Genomic DNA, 17,497 nt, shown 5'->3' on the forward strand with positions numbered 1-17,497 from the left:
ACCCCTCCTCAGTCCATTTTCTTCTGCACACGCGTCTGGAAGTACGTGATGCCGAGCGCGATGATCAACAAGATGATGGCGACGGCACTGGCGTAACCGACCTCTTGGTGCAGCATCGACTTGCGGAACAAGTACGTCGAGATGACCTCGGTCGAGTTGCCCGGTCCACCTTGCGTCGAGATCCAGACGATGTCGAACGTCTTCAGTCCACCGATGACCCCGAGGATCGTCAGCGTGAACGTCGTCCCTTTTAAGTTCGGGAACACGACGCTCCACAGCGTGCGCCAGAAGCCGGCGCCGTCGATGTTGGCCGCCTCGAACACTTCTCGTTCGATCGCGAGCATCGCCATGTAGTACATGATCATCGACGAGCCCGTCCATTGGAAGATGTTGATCAAGATGATCGAGTAGAGCGCGACGTCTTGGTCGCCGAGCCAGTTCTGCTCGAACGCGCCTAAGCCGACCATGCGTAAGAATTCGTTGATGTAGCCGAACTGGAAGTCGAAGATCTGTGAGAACGCGGCGCCGAGGACGACCGGGCTCAGGACGACCGGGAAGAAGAACACCGATTTGAAGAACGTCCGGCCGACTCCTTTCGTGTGGAGCAAGTACGCCAAAACGAGCCCGAGCCCGGCTTGGATCGTCACGGTCAGGACGGTGAAGATGCCCGTGTTCTTGAGCGCGTTATAAAATTCAGGGTCGCTGAACATGCGGCCGAAGTTCTCGAGCCCGATGTACGTCTTCTCGAACGAGATGCCGTCCCACGAGAACACCGAGTGATACGCGTTATAGAAGATACCGTAATAGATGAAGGCGATGACGAACAGGACGGTCGGGGCGACGAACGCCCAGCCGATCAAGTTCTTTTTCAACTGCGCCTTCTTCTTCACCGGGTCCGGCCGTTTCGGCGGCACCGCGGACAGCTTTGGTTCCTGTTCCGTTAAGTCGGTTGCGTGTTGCATAGTGTTCCCTCACTTTCCGCTAAAAAAATCGAGCACCAGTCAGGCTGGCCACTGGCGCTCGTGTCGATTATTTACCTTGATCGGCGATGGCTTGGATGCGTGCGAGTGCTTCTTTCGCATCTTGTCCGCCCGCGATGTTCTGGAGTTCTTTGCCGAGCGTGTCGTACACTTTCGGGTCACGGATGCCGCGGCCCGCGACGGCGTTCTTCACCGTCTCGTTCAAGATCTCGTACGATTCGCGCTCGACGTCAGACGTGAACTTGTCCTCGTACGCGACTTCGATGTCCTTGACGGCTGGCGCCATCTCGAACTTCTCCATGTAGAGTGCTTGGCCCTCGCCTTGCGTCATGTAGGCGATGAAAGCGGCCGCACCGTCTTGTTGCTCTGACTCTTTGTTGACGCCGAGCGCCATGTCGATCGAGGCGATGACAGGTTGCTCAGTGCCACCCGCGAGGTTCGGGAGCGGGACGAAGCCGATCTCGTCTTCGAAGTTGTTCCACTTGTCACGCTTCTCGACCGTCGTCATCGAGTGGGCTTCCCATGAGCCGATGACCCACATCGCCGCCTTCTTGTCGAAGAAGTTGTTCATACCGTCCATGTATGTCGCGAGGCCGAGCGCTCCTTCTTGGAAGACTTTGTCTTCGAACAGTTGCTGCCAAAGTTCGGCCGTCTCGACCATCTCTTTGTCCGTCCATTTCGCTTCGCCTTCGAGTACTTTTTGGATGTAGCCTGGTGCGACCTGATGGCTCAAGACGTTGAACACGTCCGTGCCGACCCAGGCGTCTTTCGCGCCGAGCTGCATCGGGATGACCGCGTCGCCCGAGGCGTTGATCGTCTCGATCGCTTTGACCGTCTCGTCATACGTCTTCGGTGGCGTCACGCCGTATTTGTCGAGCATCGTCTTGTTGTACATGAGATAGGCCTGACCTGTGAAGCCGACCGGCACCGCCATCTGTTCGCCGTCGACCGTCGTCTGTTCGACGCCGAGCTCGATCAACTTTTCTTTCCAGCCCGCGCCGGCCGCTTTGTCCATGTAGTCTTTCGCCGGGACGAGACGGTCCTTGTATTGCGGGATCATCGGTTCCTTGAGGCCGATAACGTCCGGGCCGTCGCCGCCGAGCATGGCGACTTGGAGTTGCTGCTCATAGTCCTCGAGACGCTTGAACTTGACGACGTAGTCGTCTTGCGACTCGTTGAACGATTTGGCGAGTGCCTCGCCGACTTCCGGTTGCGGCGCCCAGCCCCACCAGTTGATGACCGGCTTGCCGTCTTCCGTCGTCGCGGCCGCCTCTTCTTTCCCGCCGCAAGCTGCGAGCAATGATGACAAGACGAGTACCGATGATGCGAGTGCGATTGTCGATTTTTTCATGTCCAATTCTCCTTTGAATGTTATGCGACCAACTTAAGGCAAAGCTCCCGAATCAAGTGGTCTGGCATCGGTTGATCCCCGAGCCGGGTGAGCGTGTACGCGATCAGTTCCAAATCAAACTGCCAATGGTCGTCTATGTACGAGCCGACGACATACAGGTCCGCCCCGAACGGCAGCGCGTCTTGTTGCTTCAAGCGCCAGAGCAGCATCTCGAACAGTTCGTCGAAGCTGTTCGCCCGCTCAGCCTGGTTCAAGTCCGAGACGCGGAACAGGCGGATGTCGCGTGCCTCCTCGTCATATAGCCGGAAGATGCCGTCCCGTCGTGAGCGGGTGACGACGACGCCGTCCGCTTTTGTGAACGCTTCCAATTCATCGAACGTCGAACCGTCCCTTGCGAATAGCCGCGTCGCCCCGTAGCGACCGAATATATCGTGAAACTTGTCTTTCAGCAATGGTGTCTCTATGTCCATGTCTACCCCTCCACTTTCCCGTTTGAGAGTGTCACCCCTTACTTAGTAAATTAAATTTATTATCTAACTACAAACAGACTATAACACATGGTTTTTATATTTGTAAACGGTTTCATTTAAAATTTTTTTTGACACAAAAAAATCGCCCTCGTGTGAGAGCGATGCCGTCATTGGATTTCGCCGAACAGCTGGTTCGTGATGAGTGCGGCCGCACCGAGCGCGCCGTGGTTGGCGTTCCACGGGACGACGCGGATGTCGGTCTGGCGCGCGTCCATCGTCAACGCCGTCTGGGCGACGCGTTCCTGGATGTTCGTGACGACTTGTGGCGCGTAGTTGAACAGCGGCCCCCCGAGCAAGATCCGGCTCGGGTTCAAGAGATGAATCATATTGAGCGTCGCGATGCCGACGTACTCCCCGGCCCGATCGTACAGCTTTTGGACGTCCGGGTTCGTCCCGACCGCGTCGCGCATGCCGTCGAGCGTCAAGTCATAGAGCTCTCGCACCTCGTTCAAGATGGCCCGTTCGCCGGCGACGGCCTCCAAGCAGCCGCGGTTGCCGCACGAGCAGATCGGCCCGTCGAGCATGATGCGCATATGGCCGATCTCACCGGCGATATGGTGCTCGCCGTCGATCAGCTCACCACCATGGACATAGGCGCCACCGATGCCATAGCCGGCGTAAACGTAGAAGAACTCGTCGATCCCGATCGCCTCGCCGAAGTAGAGCTCCCCGAGCGCGAGCGTCCGGACGTCGTTCTCGACGAAGACGTGCTGTTTCAGGCGTGCCTCGAGCTCCCGCTTCAGCGGGATGTCGTGCAAGTGGAAGCGCGGCGCGAACAAGACTATCCCCGCTCCGGCCTCGACCATCCCGTGGACGGACACCCCAAGTCCGATCACGTCCCCAGAAGTCTTGCCGGCCAGTTGTATGTATAGCGTCACGATGGCGTCGATGAACTCCTCGTTCGTATCGAACCGTTCGTCGTGCCATGCCTCGTCAAGTAATTCTCCATGAATGTTCGTCACGACGCCGTGCAGACGCCGTTGCGTCGCGTCGATGCCGATGACGAACCGGTCGCTCGCCGCGAGCTCGAGCATGATCGGCCGTCGTCCCCCACTCGAGACGCCGAGCTCACGCTCGTTGACCAGCCCTTCTTCCTTTAATTCGTTGACGATGTTCGAGATCGTCGGCTTCGTCAAATTCGTCGCCTTGGCGAGCTCGACCCGGGACACCGGCTGATGGAGCCGGATGAGCCGGAGGATGAGCGAGCGGTTATACGTCCGCATCCATTTCGAGTTCCGTGGTGTCGTCTTCCCCATAACTAGTCCACCCATTTCTGTGCTTTTTTCTTAGTATAGCATGTCAGGGAAACCGGTCATGGGTTGACTGAAAAAATCTGGCAAATCAATTCTTTTCGGTGGCGACGACGCTGTCAAAGAAGTCGCGCACGTGATAGTCCTGCGGATACACCGACAGTTCTTTCGCATACGCGAAATCCCCGAACAGCTTGTTCATCGTGACGTTTCGGTCGACGAGTTTCCCGATGACGCCGTTGAACAGACCTAAGCGCCGGACGCGGTTGCCGTGGACGGCCCCAATCATCGAGACGAGGTCGGACGTGCATACGTAGTCCGCGTTCTGGGGATGAAACGTCCCGCTATCTCCATTCAAGACGATGAGCGCTAACAACTCGGACAAGTTGTCGATATGGATCATACTGCGTTTATTCTGATAGCTCGGGAAGAACGGAATCTTCCGTGCGAGCCCGGCGAGTTTGACATAATTGCCTTTCGAGCCCTTCCCGTAAATCATCGGCGGCCGGACGTTCGCGACCACGAACGTCTCGTCTGCCAACTCCGCAAGCTTGTTCTCGGCTTGGAGTTTGCTGTCACCGTAAAAATTGGTCGGGTTCGGCACCGTGTCGCGCGTGATCAATTTCGCATTCGTCGCGTCCCCGTAGACGATCATGCTGCTGAGGAAGATGAACTGTTTGACGCCAGACCGCTTCGCTTTGGCTGCGACTTCCGCTGTCAGCTCCGTGTTCACCTTGTAGTAGAGGTCTTCCATACTTTTGTCCGTCGACACATGGGCGATCCCGGCCACATGCAAGATTGCATCGTAGCCTTCAAACGAACGTTGTCTCCATGCACCATCACGCATCCCGACCGTATCGACGTGAATCTGCTCCTTGTAGTGCTCCTCAATCCAACGCTTGCATGAATCGCCGACAAAACTCGTTTCCCCGGTAATCAACACTCGCTTCACGGTATCGCCTCCTATGTATGGTTCAATCGCTCTTTCCACTTTCTCTACAATTCTTCCCGTAATTGTCACTGGATACGCATAAAAAAGAACGCTCATTTACGGAGCGTCCAACTTCTAAATTGCTTGATCAAACGAAGCCAACTTACGGTTAATTCGGATGGCATCCCTCATCGAATCCCCTATTTTTGACCAAGCGGAGAATATTCATTGATATCCCCGATGCACCAACGGCCTTATCGCACGTAAGCCTAGAGCTTATATCAAATATCTCCCTAAGATAAGGTATGGAGTAGAAAGGCGACCGTGTAGCAACATCCGAAAATTGAATATCAATGACTATACTCGAAGCATCCTAGGAAATTGACAGAGCGCTCGAGAAAGAGCAAACCAATGAACACAATCGATGATCAAATTCACGAGTGGGAGCCGATGATTCGTTACGTCATCCGCCACTTGCACATCCATCCGAACGAACAGGAGGACTGTGCCCAAATCGCAAGGATTGCTTTATGGGAGGCGCTGAATCGCGGCTGCACGCTATCAAAGACATACTGCTTCCAACGCATCCGCGGCGCAATCCTGAACCATCAACAGAAGAACGCCCGTCACTTGAAACATGAAGTCGCGGCCGAACGCCTGCCCGAACAATGCATCGAGTCCGAGCGCCGCTTCTACGACTGGCTCGACGAACAACGGATGTTGCTGTCACCACGCCATTTCGAACTCCTCTGCCACTTGATCGACGGGACCGAACAGACGTTGCCTTACTCCCCGAGCCGGCTCCGGGCATACAAGGCGGACGTCCAACGCGAACTTCGAGAGGCAATCCAGATGAAGGAGTGAACACGATGAAGAAAATGTTGTTACATGACGCAATCACCGCTTATTTGGAAGACTTGGAGACTCGACGTGAGAAACCCGAGACGACATTGAAATCGTATCGCAACACGTTGCGACGCTTTGAACAGTTCGCGCTAGAGCGTGGTGCCGTCTACATCCAAGACGTCACCGAGAAGAAACATGCCGTCCCTTACAAACAATCCATCAACGACAAAGCTGACAATACGGTCCGGTCCTACATCATGGCGGTGCGAAGTCTGTTCACGTTCGCGATGGAACGACGCTGGGTGAAACAAAACCCTTTCAGCCGGATCGTCACGCGCGAGAGCGTCCAAAAACAACCGACCATCCTCAGTCGCGACCAGCTGAACACAGTCCTGTATCACGCGCGCAACACGACGCTCTATACGATTTATCTCGTCGGGGGTGACGCCGGTCTCCGAATCAGTGAAATTTTAAATTTAGAGCTGAACCATCTCGATTTCGAAAACAGCATCCTAATCGTCTGGAAAGGGAAAGGCAAAAAAACGCGATTGATCCCGATGACGCCTCGACTCGCCCAAGAACTGAAGACGTACATCGAGAAGGACCGACCAAACGTCGGAGACTCCAACTATGTCTTTCTCATGCCAAGCGGCCGCGTCGTTCAGGCGAACTTTGTGAACGAGGATTTGAAACAGATCGCGAAAGCGCAACTCGGTCTCCACTTGACGAGTCATATGTTGCGTCATAGCTTTGCGACGACACTCTATAATCAAAGTCACGATATTTTAGCAGTCGCGGATCTGCTAGGCCATACATCGACCAAGACAACAGAACGCTATCTGCATGTGTCTCAAGAGCGGAGTCGTAAATTGATTGAAGGGTTAAATGAATAAGCAAATCGAATAATTGGCAGATAGCTTCTATAAAGAGCTATCTGCTTTTTTATAATTCATCGATATCGTTTAAGGAGTCATCAATTCGCAGTGTAAGCCCGGAGATATTGCAAATAACATGCAGATAAGGGAGACAGAGCTGTACGACAACGGCGTAACAATGACTAAAAAGGGGAGAATAGCGTTTATACTCGGTCTAACCTAGGAATCACATAGAGCGCTCGGAAAAGAATCGACCGATGAAAACCATTGATGAATAAATCCATGAGTGGGAACCAATGATTTATTACGTCGTCCGCCACTTAAATATCCATCCGAACGAACAAAAAGATTGTGCCCAAATCGTACGCATCGCCTTATGGTAAACGCTGAATCGGGGTTGCACGTTGTCGAAAACGTATTGCTTCCAACGAATCCGTGGATCTATCTTGAATCATCAGCAAAAGAACGCCCGACACTTGAACACGAAGTCGCGTCCGAACGCATCACGGAACAATACATGACGTCTGAGCGCCATCTCTTCGACTGGCTCGATGAACAACGACTGAAACTGTCGCCACGCCACTTCGAACTTCTCTGTCACCTGATTGATGGAACCGAACAAACGCTAGCGTACTCCGCGAGCCGATTGCGCGCGTACAAGGCGGATGTTCAACGTGAACTGAGAGAAAACCTCTATTCGAAAGAGTGAATGAAATGAAACACATTACGTAAAAAAAGGCGATTACGATTTATTTAGAGGATATGGAAATCAGACAGCACAGAGCAGAAGACTCAGTCAAGACGTATCGCAACACCCTACGTCGATTCGAAAAATTGATGGACGAGTCCAATGTGCTGCTATTAAAAGATGTCGATGAAACTGCCCACGCGTTCATGTATCGCGATGAGTTGGTCGAACACGAACTGGCGCTCAACACGATCAAGAAATATGTGAGTGTCCTGAAAACATTCATGTCGTATTCGGTCGCGAAGGGGTGAATCAAGCGTAGTCCGTTCGCGCTCGTCAACGTGACAGGTGCAGAGGCGAGACGACAATCCATCGTTCTCAGCCGTGAACAGCTACATCAGATTTTGTATCACGCCCACAATGCGACTCTCTATAACATTTTTATGATTGGGTGTGACGCCGGTTTCCGCATCAGCGAGACTGTCAACTTAAAAATAGAGGATGTCATCTTCGAAAAAAACGAACTCGTCATTCGACACGGGAAAGGCAATAAAATGCGCGAAGTCTCGATGAGCGATCAAGTGCGTGATTCGTTGGCGCGTTTTCTGAAGTGTGAGCGTCCGAAAACGGAGAAGGATTCCCCGTACGTTTTCATCATGCCGCGCGGGGCAAAAGTCCGGCCGAACTATGTAAACGAGTATTTGCAGAGAGTGTCGAACGAACAGCTCGGATTTGGGATCACGAGCCACATCCTTCGGTATAGCTTTGTGACTGAACTCCATAACGCAGGCGTCAACATCACCAAAATCAGTCGCTTGCTCGGTCACGCTTCGACCGAGACTACCGAGTTGTATTTGAACATCTCGAAAGAACAAAATCAAGAGACGATTGAAGTGCTAAACAAAATAAATAGACAGTTTAATAAAAATGTAAAGAAACACAAGTAAACTCTGTATAAAGTTACATATAAAAAGGCGAAATCCTAAAAATGAGCTGAACCCTGAATGACGAACACTTATTTCAAGCATCCGTCATTCGAGTTCAGTTCAAATGATTTGTCTTGATACTTTTTAAATATATTTCTTTAGATATTTTGAACCAAAAAGAAAACAATAAAGTAACTGAAAACTTAAACCTGAAAAAATTAGCATATTACTAAAGAAACTAAACAAAATTATTGTACTGACTAGAGAAATAGCTACTAATTTATTTACAGGATCTTTAATCATGCTAGACAAAAAGAATAAAAGGTACATTGCCAACACAGTAATACAAACACCAAACCATCCATCTGCATAATAACTTAATGAAAATGACGTAGCTGCAGTTATCGTTGGAGATATCAATGGGATTTTCATATACGAATAGTATAATTCATCACCTACTATTCTCTTACTTATAAAGTCAGGAATTATATATAAATTAAAATTAACCTTTTCCATCAATTCGAAATAATGTCTATGTGCAATAGTTCCGTCTAAAGCTAATTGATAATTTCCCAGTGGAGAGACTATATAAAAATATGACCAATAAAATGGTTTGATATAATCGATACTGTTACTGATCTTAGCATCTGGTTTTCCTATATTCATAATTACAGAAGATTTAAAAGGATTCTCTTCGACTTTATAGAGACTGTTTGTTCTAACGTTTCCTGATACCCCGAATAAATAGCTTACTATCAAAGCACCGACAAAAACTTTGATAATAATCTTTAATTTAATTTTCTTAATTAAAATATATGAAACTAACATACTAACTATTAATAGTAGAAAAGAACCTCGATTATAAATCACTAGAGGTAAAGAACTCAGTATAATTATATATTTTAACAAGTGCTTATTTTCATTCAATAAATATCTGATCCACATATTTATTGTGTAATATTGTGTAAAAGTAAGCAATATTACATGAAAAAACGGAATACCAAATTCTTTATATACATAAGATGAATCATTTAACAAAACAATACTGATTATTGGAATGCTTTTAGAATAAACGAATGTAATAAGAAATCCAGTTAATACAAAGAATAATATTAACTTTTCTTTTTGCAAGTTAAGTTTTTCTCCTCTAATTAGCTCATAATTAATTCGAATTGGAAATAAAGTGTAGAAAATTAAAGATATCACATTAATCACAATCAATAACATTAAAAATGCATACATCTCAGTTGAAAGAGGCGGAAATAAATTTGAAAACACAGGCGAGTATGCCAATAATAGAAAACAGATAAGCATAATTTGTGAAATGAAAATATAACCAACCTTTACAATCGATAGTTTATCATTTATTAGATTCATTTTTTTCTCCATTAAGTGTTATCTCGACTTAATCAAATTACATTTTCATAAAAAATAAATAAACCGAAAGCTGAAACAAGCAATTCCAACTTTCGATTTTTCATACTTCACTTATGTTGATAATAATTTGAGTAATATACTTTATACTCACCCGAAATTATTGATTCCCACCATTCTCTGTTATCAAGATACCATTGAATTGTTTGAGCAATTCCAGTATCAAAGTTGTAAGTAGGCTTCCAACCTAAGGCTTCAAGTTTAGCTGGATTGATTGCATATCGTTTGTCATGACCAAGCCGATCAGTTACAAACTCAATAAGCTCTTCTGATTTACCTAGCTCTTTAATAATAGTTTGAACTACTTCCAAGTTTGTTTTTTCATTATGTCCTCCAACATTATAAACCTCACCATTGGCACCTTCATGCATAACCAAATCGATTGCTAAACAATGATCTTTAACGTGTAACCAGTCGCGAATATTTTTACCGTCACCGTAAACCGGAACTTTTTGTTCATTTAGTACACGCGAAATAGTCAATGGGATTAATTTTTCTGGAAAGTGATATGGTCCATAGTTATTTGAACAACGTGTAATGTTGATTGGAAGTCCAAAAGTTTCGTGATAAGCTCGAACTAAGAAATCACTAGATGCTTTACTCGCACTATAAGGACTGTTCGGTTGAAGAGGCGTATCCTCTGTAAAGAATGTAGTTGGATCAAAATCAAGTTCTCCATAAACTTCATCAGTCGAAACATGTACGAACTTTTTAATACCAGTGGTTTTTGCTGCATCTAGCAATGCTTGTGTCCCCATAACATTTGTTTTTACGAAAATTTCTGGATGGGTAATCGAGCGATCCACGTGACTTTCAGCCGCGAAATGAACTACGTAATCAAATTTTTCTGTTTCAAATAAACTCATGACAGCATCACGGTCAGCGATGTCCATCTTCACAAATGTATAATTGTCTGCGTTCTCGATCTCCTTATGTTTAACCAAATCTCCCGCATAAGTGAGCAAGTCGAGATTAAAAATTTGATATTCGGAATATTTAGAAACCATGTGTTGTACAAAATTACCACCAATAAATCCTGCTCCACCTGTTACAAGTACTTTCTCTTTATACATTTATACATTCACCTCTTGATCCAATTCTTTTAAATAGTGTGATAGCGCTTCTTTCCAATGTGGAAGAGGCTCGAATCCCATCTCAATCAATTTATGCTTAGACATACGAGAGTTTTTAGGTCTCGTAGCAGGAGTTGGATATTCTTCTGATGTGATTTTATTTACTTTTACATCTCGATTAGCTTGTGCAAAAATCTCTAAGGCGAAATCTGCCCAACTGCAGTATCCCTCATTTGTAGCCTGATAAACTCCATATTTATCAGTAGTAATCATATCGACTAACAGTCTTGCTAAGTCATACGTATAAGTAGGAGACCCAATTTGATCATCTACTACACTTAATTCATCTCTAGACTCGCTGAGACGCAACATCGTGTTAATGAAGTTATGGCCATTTGTTCCAAAAACCCAGGAAATACGAACAATGAACAAATCGTCTAAGAATTGTTGACAAACTTGCTCTCCTTCAAGTTTAGTAAAACCATAGTAGCTCTTTGGGTTAACTGGAGACGTCTCTTTGAATGGGGTGTCTCCTTCTCCGTCATACACATAATCCGTACTAATATACATAAATTTCGAACTGATTTCTGCTGCCAATTCTGCTAAATAACGCGTTCCATTGACGTTGACATCCCACGAAAGATCTTTCTGCTCTTCTGCCTTATCAACCGCTGTATAAGCCGCACAATGAATAATAGCATCCGGTTTTACTTCTTTAATAAAAGTGATGACATCATCTTTTCTAGTAATGTCTAAATCCTCTAATCCGATACCAATCATATCTAAATTTCGCTTTCGTCCTTCTTGAACGACATCATATCCTAATTGACCATTATAACCTGTTACTAAAATTTTCATAAGCTGCGCTCCAATTCGAAATTATTTTCCGCGTCCGTGAACGAAGGAGCGTTTAAATCTTTGTCTGATAAAATTGGATTAGAGTCAATTGGCCAATCAATACTAATAGTGGAATCATTCCATTCGATGCTACGATCGTGCTTAGGAGAATAAATTTCGTCCACTTTATACTGAACCTCAACATCTGAAGTGAGTGTTAAAAAGCCATGAGCAAACCCTTTAGGTACAAGGAGTTGTTTTTTATTTTCAGCAGATAACTCTACACCAAACCATTGACCATATGTAGGGCTGCCTTGACGAATGTCAACAGCTACGTCATAAATAGCTCCTTTTGTACAGCGGACCAGTTTCGTCTGTGCTTTTGGACTAAGCTGATAGTGCAATCCACGAAGAGTGCCTTGTTCTGCAGAATAAGAGTGATTGTCTTGAATAAACTCGATGTCGATAGCATTCTCTTTAAGCACAGATTGATTGAACGTTTCAGTGAACCATCCCCGATGATCTCCAAACACTCGAGGCTCAAAAACTTTCACTCCATCTAACAGCGTATCTGTAATTTTCATAGTATCCCTCTTTCAATAACGAATTTTCCCTGCAGCGACTTCAAGTAAATATTGTCCATATCCCGTTTTATGAAGCGCTTCTCCAGAAGATCGTAAGGCTTCCTTATCAATCCAACCGTTAAGGAAAGCAATTTCTTCGAGAGCAGCGATTTTGACACCTTGATGATCTTCGACAGTTTTTACAAAGTTAGTAGCCTCTACTAAACTTTGATGAGTTCCCGTGTCAAGCCACGTAAAGCCACGCCCCAACAATTCTACCCTCAATTCACCATTATTTAAATATGCTTCGTTAATCGAAGTGATTTCAAGCTCCCCCCGCACTGATGGTTTTACTTGTTTTGCAATTTCTACAACACGATTGTCATAGAAATAAAGTCCAGTTATTGCGTAATTCGACTTTGGATTTTGAGGCTTCTCTTCAACACTAATTACAGTTCCATTATTGTCAAATTCAACCACACCAAAACGCTCTGGATCTGTAACATGATATCCAAAAACTGTAGCCCCTTTAGCCTTTTGGGCTGCTCTTTGCAGGATGCTACGCATCCCACTACCATAATAGATATTATCTCCTAATACCATTGCCACCGAGTCACTCCCAATAAAGTCTTCTCCTAAAATAAAAGCCTGTGCTAGTCCTTCTGGAGACGGTTGTACTTTGTAAGATAAACTAATTCCGAATTGATGACCATCTCCTAGAAGACTTTCAAATCGAGGCAAATCCTCCGGTGTCGAAATTATTAAGATTTCTTTAATTCCTGCTAACATTAAAGTAGAAAGTGGGTAATAAATCATCGGTTTGTCATAAATTGGTAATAGTTGTTTACTTGTAACCATTGTTAATGGATACAGCCGAGTACCACTACCTCCTGCAAGTATTATCCCTTTCATCGTATAGTCTCCTTTTTGTCTTTAGTACTATAATCACCAATTGTTTGTGCCAACTCATCAAAATGATTACTTATGATTTCTTTCATTTTATTTATATTTTCCACCTTAACATTTGAACCTAAAAGACTATTAATTCCTTTCTCAATGTCTGTAACTTCAATATTAATAATAGGAGTGGTTTGCCAAGTTTTTAAGAATGAAACTAATTTTAGAATCTCTTCTGAAAAAGCAGCATGTGGAACTTCATAAGCAATAGCAGTAATCGCTCCATGTAATGAAGTACCTGTGTATCCATTACTATTGGCTATATAATAGGCAGTATCAAAAATAGTGTTTGATTTTGGGAGAAATACTCTCTTTGAATCGATTTCTCTCTTTAATTTTTCTTTAATTCGTTCAAGTACACGATGATCAGAATGTCCTTCTGCTCTTCCGATAGGTAAAAGAATAATATCAATGTCTCCATTTTTCTTCAAATAATTATATAAACCATTATAAATTTTTTCAAAGTAAGCATTACCAACTTTTTCACTAATTTGAAACACAAAATATTCTTTGCTATTATTATTTGAAAAGTGGAATCTTGCTTCTTCAGAGAGTTGTTCCTGCAATAATTGTTTAGAAAATACGCTATCCATCGCAACAACCGTATCAGGAACCAATTTAACTTTTTTAGTTATTTCTTCTCCGAAAACATCTTTTAAAGAATTTAAAGTTTGTTCATCTCTAACTGCAAAATACTTGCTTCCCCAAATAGCATCTCTAACCGCATCTAGTTCATTAGAAGTTAGGATTGATAAATCACTTCCACCTACAGCATTTACTATAAAATTATTTGATTTAATTTTACTTTTTTGCGGTAGCCATGGATGAATGTTCTCTACAGAATACTGGGACATTATTTTTTTATTAACCCAAGAACTTTTCCCTAATTTATTATGAAGAATCCTGTATCCGATCCTCTTAAATTTTTCATCTGTAGGAAAACAAGCATCCATACCAAACCAAGTCGTTCCTAAAGTTTCTCCACCAGCCAAAATAATCACTTCATTGTTTATATGACTTAAATCATAAATTGACTGAGTGATTTTAGCCCCGAACTCAGTTAAATCGCTCTCACGTAACCCATAGTATTTAAAATTAATTTTAAAGTCGTCTATTCTCTTTAAAAGATGCTTTTCTAAAACAATAGGAAATAGTAGGTCACCATAATTGTTTCGATCAAATGCTCCAAGTATGTTTATATTCAAATTTAAAATCCCTTTCTTTTCAATAAAATTTCATACGCGCCCCAAATAAGTGCGGCCGACAACAGACTAGAAATAGCAGCTCCGTAATAAGATAAAAAAGGAACTAAAATAGTAGCTAATAATGTGTTTGTGAACAATCCCAAGATTGCAATATTAGTTCTGTAATTTTGCATATTTTCAATAGTAATAATAATTCCTGGAATCGTTGAAATAAAACGAAAATACACCATTACACTTAGGACTATTAGCAAAGAGTTTGTATTTTCAAATTCTTTTGGAAAAATAATATCTGTTATAAGAGTAGAAAATACTAAGAAAACCAAAATTAGTATCAAAGAACTATAGGTAATCTTTTTCTTCGTTTCATTTAACTTTTTTAAATATGAAGAAGATTCATTCTGTTTTAACCTTGAAAACTTCGGGACAAGAACATTAGTGATTACTTCTGTTCCAACTAAAATTATCCCAATTAATTTAAATGCTGCTGTGTATTCTGCAACTGCATCTAAAGAATCGAATTGTTTTAAAATAAATGTATCAATTTGAAAGTATAAAGTTCCAATTGTTAAATGAAGAGCATACGAGAAATTTGCTTTAATCAGAATTCTTGCTTGTTTATATTCGAATAAGTTTAAATTAAAATGACTAGTGTTCATAAAATTTCTTAGTGACCAAATCATAGTTAGCAAATGAAGAAATTTAAATATTATAAAAGGAAATAATAAAAACAATAAATTTGAAGTGATTTTTCCTGAGATAAATAAAACTCCAATAGATGCTAAGGTCATAACAAAAGAAATCACAGCTTCGCTTCTAAATTTACCGTAATTTCTGAAAAGTACTCCATAAGTACCTATAAATGAATTAATAATCCCTATAATAAGAACTAGAATTAGTAAACTTGGACTATAAATCACTTTTAGTACACTTCCAAAACCTACAAAAGCAATAAGAGTTACTGAAGCAATCGCTTTTATTACTATTATTTGACTAAAAATTATTTGATTTTTTTTCGGAGTCGATGTCAATTCCTTGGCCATGTAAAGGTTAAATCCATAATCAATGAATACCAACATTATCAGGGTAAGAGATTGATAATATGAAAACAACCCAAATATTTCCTTATCGACAGCGTTAATTATTACGAAAAACAGTAGTGAAGTATTTGCTACTTTGCTAAAAACGTTCACGATGGAATAAATATAATTTGTCATATCAAATTGCTCACTTACTATTCGATAATTTCCAAAAACGAGAAATTGACTTTTTCAATATTTTATAATCAAAAAATAATAGGAAAATGATTTCCAACATTGTTCTAAAAGAAAACTTATATAAGGATAAATGGTCTTTAAAAATGAAATTTCTATGTTTGAAAACCATGTACCAGTGATTAGATCGAGATAAAGTCTTTAGGTAAGGTGATTGTTTTTTTAAACTTTTAATAAAGCTGGTAACTGGCCATTTTTTTATCCTCCCCAGGCCTCGCCCATGATGGGCAACTACATTACCAACATAGAATGAATCGTAACCATTTTTCTTCAATGAAATTGCAATGTCGATATCTTCTTTGTAAGCATGAAATTTCTCATCGAAAATATAGCTTCCGTTGTTAATCTTCTTTATAATATCAACATTATAAGAAACTAACGCTCCACAAATACCATCTACAATTTCATCCTTATCATACTGACCTGTATCCTTCTCATGTTGCCCTCGATCAATTGCACGTCCGCTAGAGAAAATCTTTATGCCAGCCGAATCTATTATTTTAGTTTTAACCATTTTTTCAAAATCATATTTTAGTAATTTACTTCCAATAGATCCGATTTTATATTTCCCATCTACTTTATTTAAAGCAGAGTTGATAGAGTCGTAGTAGTCACTGTCAAAGAAAGCATCAGCGTTCATTATGGTTACCCAATTGGTATTAGGAGAAATTAAATTAAACCCATAGTTCGCGCCTCCAGCATAACCTAGATTTTTTCCCGTATGAAAATATTTAATCTTCTCACACGAGCTAATCTCCGCTATGTTACTTGCTTTAGGGCTATTGTCCACAATAATAATTTCCAAAGGGTTGGCTTCTATTGTCGAAGATATTGTTTTTTTTAAAATATGAAAATCATTATAAATAACATATACTACAGACAATTGATTTAAATTAATCTCCATAGTTAACTCCTTTTTTATATCCTGCATACTTCGTTAAATTCAAAAGGAGCAAATGAAAAATCAAATATATCTTTCCTTCTGAAATTAAGGAAACTAATTCATTAATTACTGATTTTATTCCTTCACCTTCATTTCTACCAAAAGCCTCTTGAATCCACTTTTGATTCTTATGAAACTTTCCTATCTCCATATACCTTCTATACTCTTCTTTTAAAGAATAACTATGAGTATGCAAAACTGTTGCTTTCGATTCATAAGATATACTATAGCCACTAAGAACTCCACGTGCTGCAATAAACATATCTTCAGAAAAGTTTACATCGGAAGGGAAACCTCCTATTGCTTTAAACTTTTCAACATTGTATGCTGCAAATGCATTTGAAGCAAAAACAGTCTTCACTCCTAATTTTTCTACATCCGATATGCTCTTCACCATACTTTCTGGTGGATAATTAAATAGACGAGCTCTTTTTTCAAACCAATTTCCCTTTTGATCATCTGCAATCTGGCGCCCGTAAGCCATGAAAACATTATCGTTACTCATAATCTCTGAAAGAAGTTCTTTTATTGATGAGGCATTTTCTATAATCACATCTTGTGTCATCATTACAATAATTTCACAATCGTCTAGTATTTCCACAGCAAGGTTCCTTGTGCCCCCATGGTTAAACTCACTTTTATTAATTTCTACAACTTCAAAGCCATTTCTTGTAGCCATTGCCGTAGTTTCATCTTTAGAACCAGAATCAATTATTAATTTACGAATTGGAATATCAAGATTTTGCACTGAGATTCCTTTTAAGACCTCATGAAATAAGTCACCTGCATTTAATGTTGGAATAAATAATCCGATTTTTTTCACCAGCACTAATTTTC

19 protein-coding genes are annotated in these 17,497 nt (G+C 42.5%); 5 read left to right on the forward strand and 14 right to left on the reverse strand.

Annotation, left to right across the window (positions count from 1 at the left end; translation table 11 throughout):
- Positions 1 to 8 precede the first annotated feature (8 nt).
- From EVJ21_RS06520 to EVJ21_RS06540, 5 genes are all read right to left on the reverse strand, one after another.
- On the reverse strand, positions 9 to 962 hold the full coding sequence (locus tag EVJ21_RS06520; protein WP_131458927.1) for a carbohydrate ABC transporter permease: 954 nt from the start codon (positions 960 to 962) through the stop codon (positions 9 to 11).
- A gap of 67 nt (positions 963 to 1,029) precedes the next feature.
- Positions 1,030 to 2,331 carry an ABC transporter substrate-binding protein gene (locus tag EVJ21_RS06525; protein ID WP_201739983.1) on the reverse strand — a complete coding sequence of 434 codons (1,302 nt, stop codon included), beginning with the start codon at positions 2,329 to 2,331 and terminating at the stop codon, positions 1,030 to 1,032.
- A gap of 20 nt (positions 2,332 to 2,351) precedes the next feature.
- A complete protein-coding gene (locus EVJ21_RS06530) occupies positions 2,352 to 2,801 on the reverse strand; it encodes a hypothetical protein (protein WP_131490155.1) in 450 nt (149 codons plus the stop codon).
- 167 nt (positions 2,802 to 2,968) lie between these two features.
- Positions 2,969 to 4,117, reverse strand: coding sequence for an ROK family transcriptional regulator (locus EVJ21_RS06535; protein ID WP_131490156.1), 1,149 nt, complete (start codon positions 4,115 to 4,117; stop codon positions 2,969 to 2,971).
- Positions 4,118 to 4,202: 85 nt separating this feature from the next.
- The gene (locus EVJ21_RS06540) at positions 4,203 to 5,063 is read right to left on the reverse strand and encodes an NAD-dependent epimerase/dehydratase family protein (protein WP_131490157.1); all 861 of its coding nucleotides are present in this window, start codon (positions 5,061 to 5,063) and stop codon (positions 4,203 to 4,205) included.
- Between the two features lie 390 nt (positions 5,064 to 5,453).
- Here EVJ21_RS06540 and EVJ21_RS06545 point away from each other — a divergent pair, with 390 nt between their 5' ends.
- From EVJ21_RS06545 to EVJ21_RS06565, 5 genes are all read left to right on the forward strand, one after another.
- Entirely contained in the window at positions 5,454 to 5,906 is a 453-nt protein-coding gene (locus EVJ21_RS06545; protein WP_131490158.1) for a sigma factor, read from the forward strand.
- A gap of 5 nt (positions 5,907 to 5,911) precedes the next feature.
- The gene (locus tag EVJ21_RS06550; protein ID WP_131490159.1) at positions 5,912 to 6,781 is read left to right on the forward strand and encodes a tyrosine-type recombinase/integrase; all 870 of its coding nucleotides are present in this window, start codon (positions 5,912 to 5,914) and stop codon (positions 6,779 to 6,781) included.
- A 379-nt stretch (positions 6,782 to 7,160) separates the two neighbouring features.
- Positions 7,161 to 7,472 carry a hypothetical protein gene (locus EVJ21_RS06555; protein WP_236636564.1) on the forward strand — a complete coding sequence of 104 codons (312 nt, stop codon included), beginning with the start codon at positions 7,161 to 7,163 and terminating at the stop codon, positions 7,470 to 7,472.
- Between the two features lie 38 nt (positions 7,473 to 7,510).
- On the forward strand, positions 7,511 to 7,762 hold the full coding sequence (locus EVJ21_RS06560; protein ID WP_255570023.1) for a site-specific integrase: 252 nt from the start codon (positions 7,511 to 7,513) through the stop codon (positions 7,760 to 7,762).
- 30 nt (positions 7,763 to 7,792) lie between these two features.
- Positions 7,793 to 8,398 (forward strand): tyrosine-type recombinase/integrase, encoded by a 606-nt coding sequence (locus EVJ21_RS06565; protein WP_161568946.1) that lies wholly within the window; start codon positions 7,793 to 7,795, stop codon positions 8,396 to 8,398.
- A gap of 123 nt (positions 8,399 to 8,521) precedes the next feature.
- Here EVJ21_RS06565 and EVJ21_RS06570 read toward each other — a convergent pair whose 3' ends face one another.
- The 9 genes from EVJ21_RS06570 to EVJ21_RS06610 all read right to left on the reverse strand — a co-directional run bounded on the left by EVJ21_RS06570 (position 8,522) and on the right by EVJ21_RS06610 (position 17,489).
- Positions 8,522 to 9,766, reverse strand: a complete 1,245-nt coding sequence (locus EVJ21_RS06570) for a hypothetical protein (protein WP_131490162.1) — start codon at positions 9,764 to 9,766, stop codon at positions 8,522 to 8,524.
- 95 nt (positions 9,767 to 9,861) lie between these two features.
- Positions 9,862 to 10,884: a dTDP-glucose 4,6-dehydratase gene (gene rfbB, locus EVJ21_RS06575; RefSeq protein WP_131490163.1), complete on the reverse strand. Its 1,023-nt coding sequence runs from the start codon at positions 10,882 to 10,884 to the stop codon at positions 9,862 to 9,864.
- Positions 10,885 to 11,742, reverse strand: coding sequence for a dTDP-4-dehydrorhamnose reductase (gene rfbD, locus EVJ21_RS06580; protein ID WP_131490164.1), 858 nt, complete (start codon positions 11,740 to 11,742; stop codon positions 10,885 to 10,887).
- Positions 11,739 to 12,305 (reverse strand): dTDP-4-dehydrorhamnose 3,5-epimerase, encoded by a 567-nt coding sequence (gene rfbC, locus EVJ21_RS06585; protein WP_131490165.1) that lies wholly within the window; start codon positions 12,303 to 12,305, stop codon positions 11,739 to 11,741. Before rfbC ends, rfbD begins: the two co-directional genes overlap by 4 nt.
- A 12-nt stretch (positions 12,306 to 12,317) precedes the next feature.
- Positions 12,318 to 13,196, reverse strand: a complete 879-nt coding sequence (gene rfbA / locus EVJ21_RS06590; RefSeq protein ID WP_131490166.1) for a glucose-1-phosphate thymidylyltransferase RfbA — start codon at positions 13,194 to 13,196, stop codon at positions 12,318 to 12,320.
- A complete protein-coding gene (locus EVJ21_RS06595) occupies positions 13,193 to 14,446 on the reverse strand; it encodes a polysaccharide pyruvyl transferase family protein (protein ID WP_161568947.1) in 1,254 nt (417 codons plus the stop codon). Before EVJ21_RS06595 ends, rfbA begins: the two co-directional genes overlap by 4 nt.
- Positions 14,447 to 14,448: 2 nt before the next feature.
- A complete protein-coding gene (locus tag EVJ21_RS06600; protein WP_131490168.1) occupies positions 14,449 to 15,660 on the reverse strand; it encodes an oligosaccharide flippase family protein in 1,212 nt (403 codons plus the stop codon).
- Between the two features lie 10 nt (positions 15,661 to 15,670).
- A complete protein-coding gene (locus EVJ21_RS06605; RefSeq protein WP_161568948.1) occupies positions 15,671 to 16,621 on the reverse strand; it encodes a glycosyltransferase family 2 protein in 951 nt (316 codons plus the stop codon).
- Positions 16,611 to 17,489: a glycosyltransferase family 2 protein gene (locus EVJ21_RS06610; protein ID WP_161568949.1), complete on the reverse strand. Its 879-nt coding sequence runs from the start codon at positions 17,487 to 17,489 to the stop codon at positions 16,611 to 16,613. The genes EVJ21_RS06605 and EVJ21_RS06610 overlap by 11 nt, the downstream gene beginning before the upstream one ends.
- Positions 17,490 to 17,497 lie beyond the last annotated feature (8 nt).

The sequence above is a fragment of the Exiguobacterium sp. SH0S2 genome (genome assembly GCF_004337185.1).
In the GTDB taxonomy this organism is placed as follows: Bacteria; Bacillota; Bacilli; order Exiguobacteriales; family Exiguobacteriaceae; genus Exiguobacterium; species Exiguobacterium aurantiacum_A.

Excerpts from the sequence above, each read along its gene's own strand:
- rfbD (WP_131490164.1), bottom strand. The coding sequence starts at position 11,742 with ATGAAAATTTTAGTAACAGGTTATAATGGTCAATTAGGATATGATGTC.
- EVJ21_RS06550 (WP_131490159.1), top strand. The coding sequence starts at position 5,912 with ATGAAGAAAATGTTGTTACATGACGCAATCACCGCTTATTTGGAAGAC.
- rfbB (WP_131490163.1), bottom strand. The coding sequence starts at position 10,884 with ATGTATAAAGAGAAAGTACTTGTAACAGGTGGAGCAGGATTTATTGGT.
- EVJ21_RS06525 (WP_201739983.1), bottom strand. The coding sequence starts at position 2,331 with ATGAAAAAATCGACAATCGCACTCGCATCATCGGTACTCGTCTTGTCA.
- EVJ21_RS06520 (WP_131458927.1), bottom strand. The coding sequence starts at position 962 with ATGCAACACGCAACCGACTTAACGGAACAGGAACCAAAGCTGTCCGCG.
- EVJ21_RS06535 (WP_131490156.1), bottom strand. The coding sequence starts at position 4,117 with ATGGGGAAGACGACACCACGGAACTCGAAATGGATGCGGACGTATAAC.
- EVJ21_RS06530 (WP_131490155.1), bottom strand. The coding sequence starts at position 2,801 with ATGGACATAGAGACACCATTGCTGAAAGACAAGTTTCACGATATATTC.
- EVJ21_RS06545 (WP_131490158.1), top strand. The coding sequence starts at position 5,454 with ATGAACACAATCGATGATCAAATTCACGAGTGGGAGCCGATGATTCGT.
- rfbA (WP_131490166.1), bottom strand. The coding sequence starts at position 13,196 with ATGAAAGGGATAATACTTGCAGGAGGTAGTGGTACTCGGCTGTATCCA.
- EVJ21_RS06600 (WP_131490168.1), bottom strand. The coding sequence starts at position 15,660 with ATGACAAATTATATTTATTCCATCGTGAACGTTTTTAGCAAAGTAGCA.
- rfbC (WP_131490165.1), bottom strand. The coding sequence starts at position 12,305 with ATGAAAATTACAGATACGCTGTTAGATGGAGTGAAAGTTTTTGAGCCT.
- EVJ21_RS06605 (WP_161568948.1), bottom strand. The coding sequence starts at position 16,621 with ATGGAGATTAATTTAAATCAATTGTCTGTAGTATATGTTATTTATAAT.
- EVJ21_RS06570 (WP_131490162.1), bottom strand. The coding sequence starts at position 9,766 with ATGGAGAAAAAAATGAATCTAATAAATGATAAACTATCGATTGTAAAG.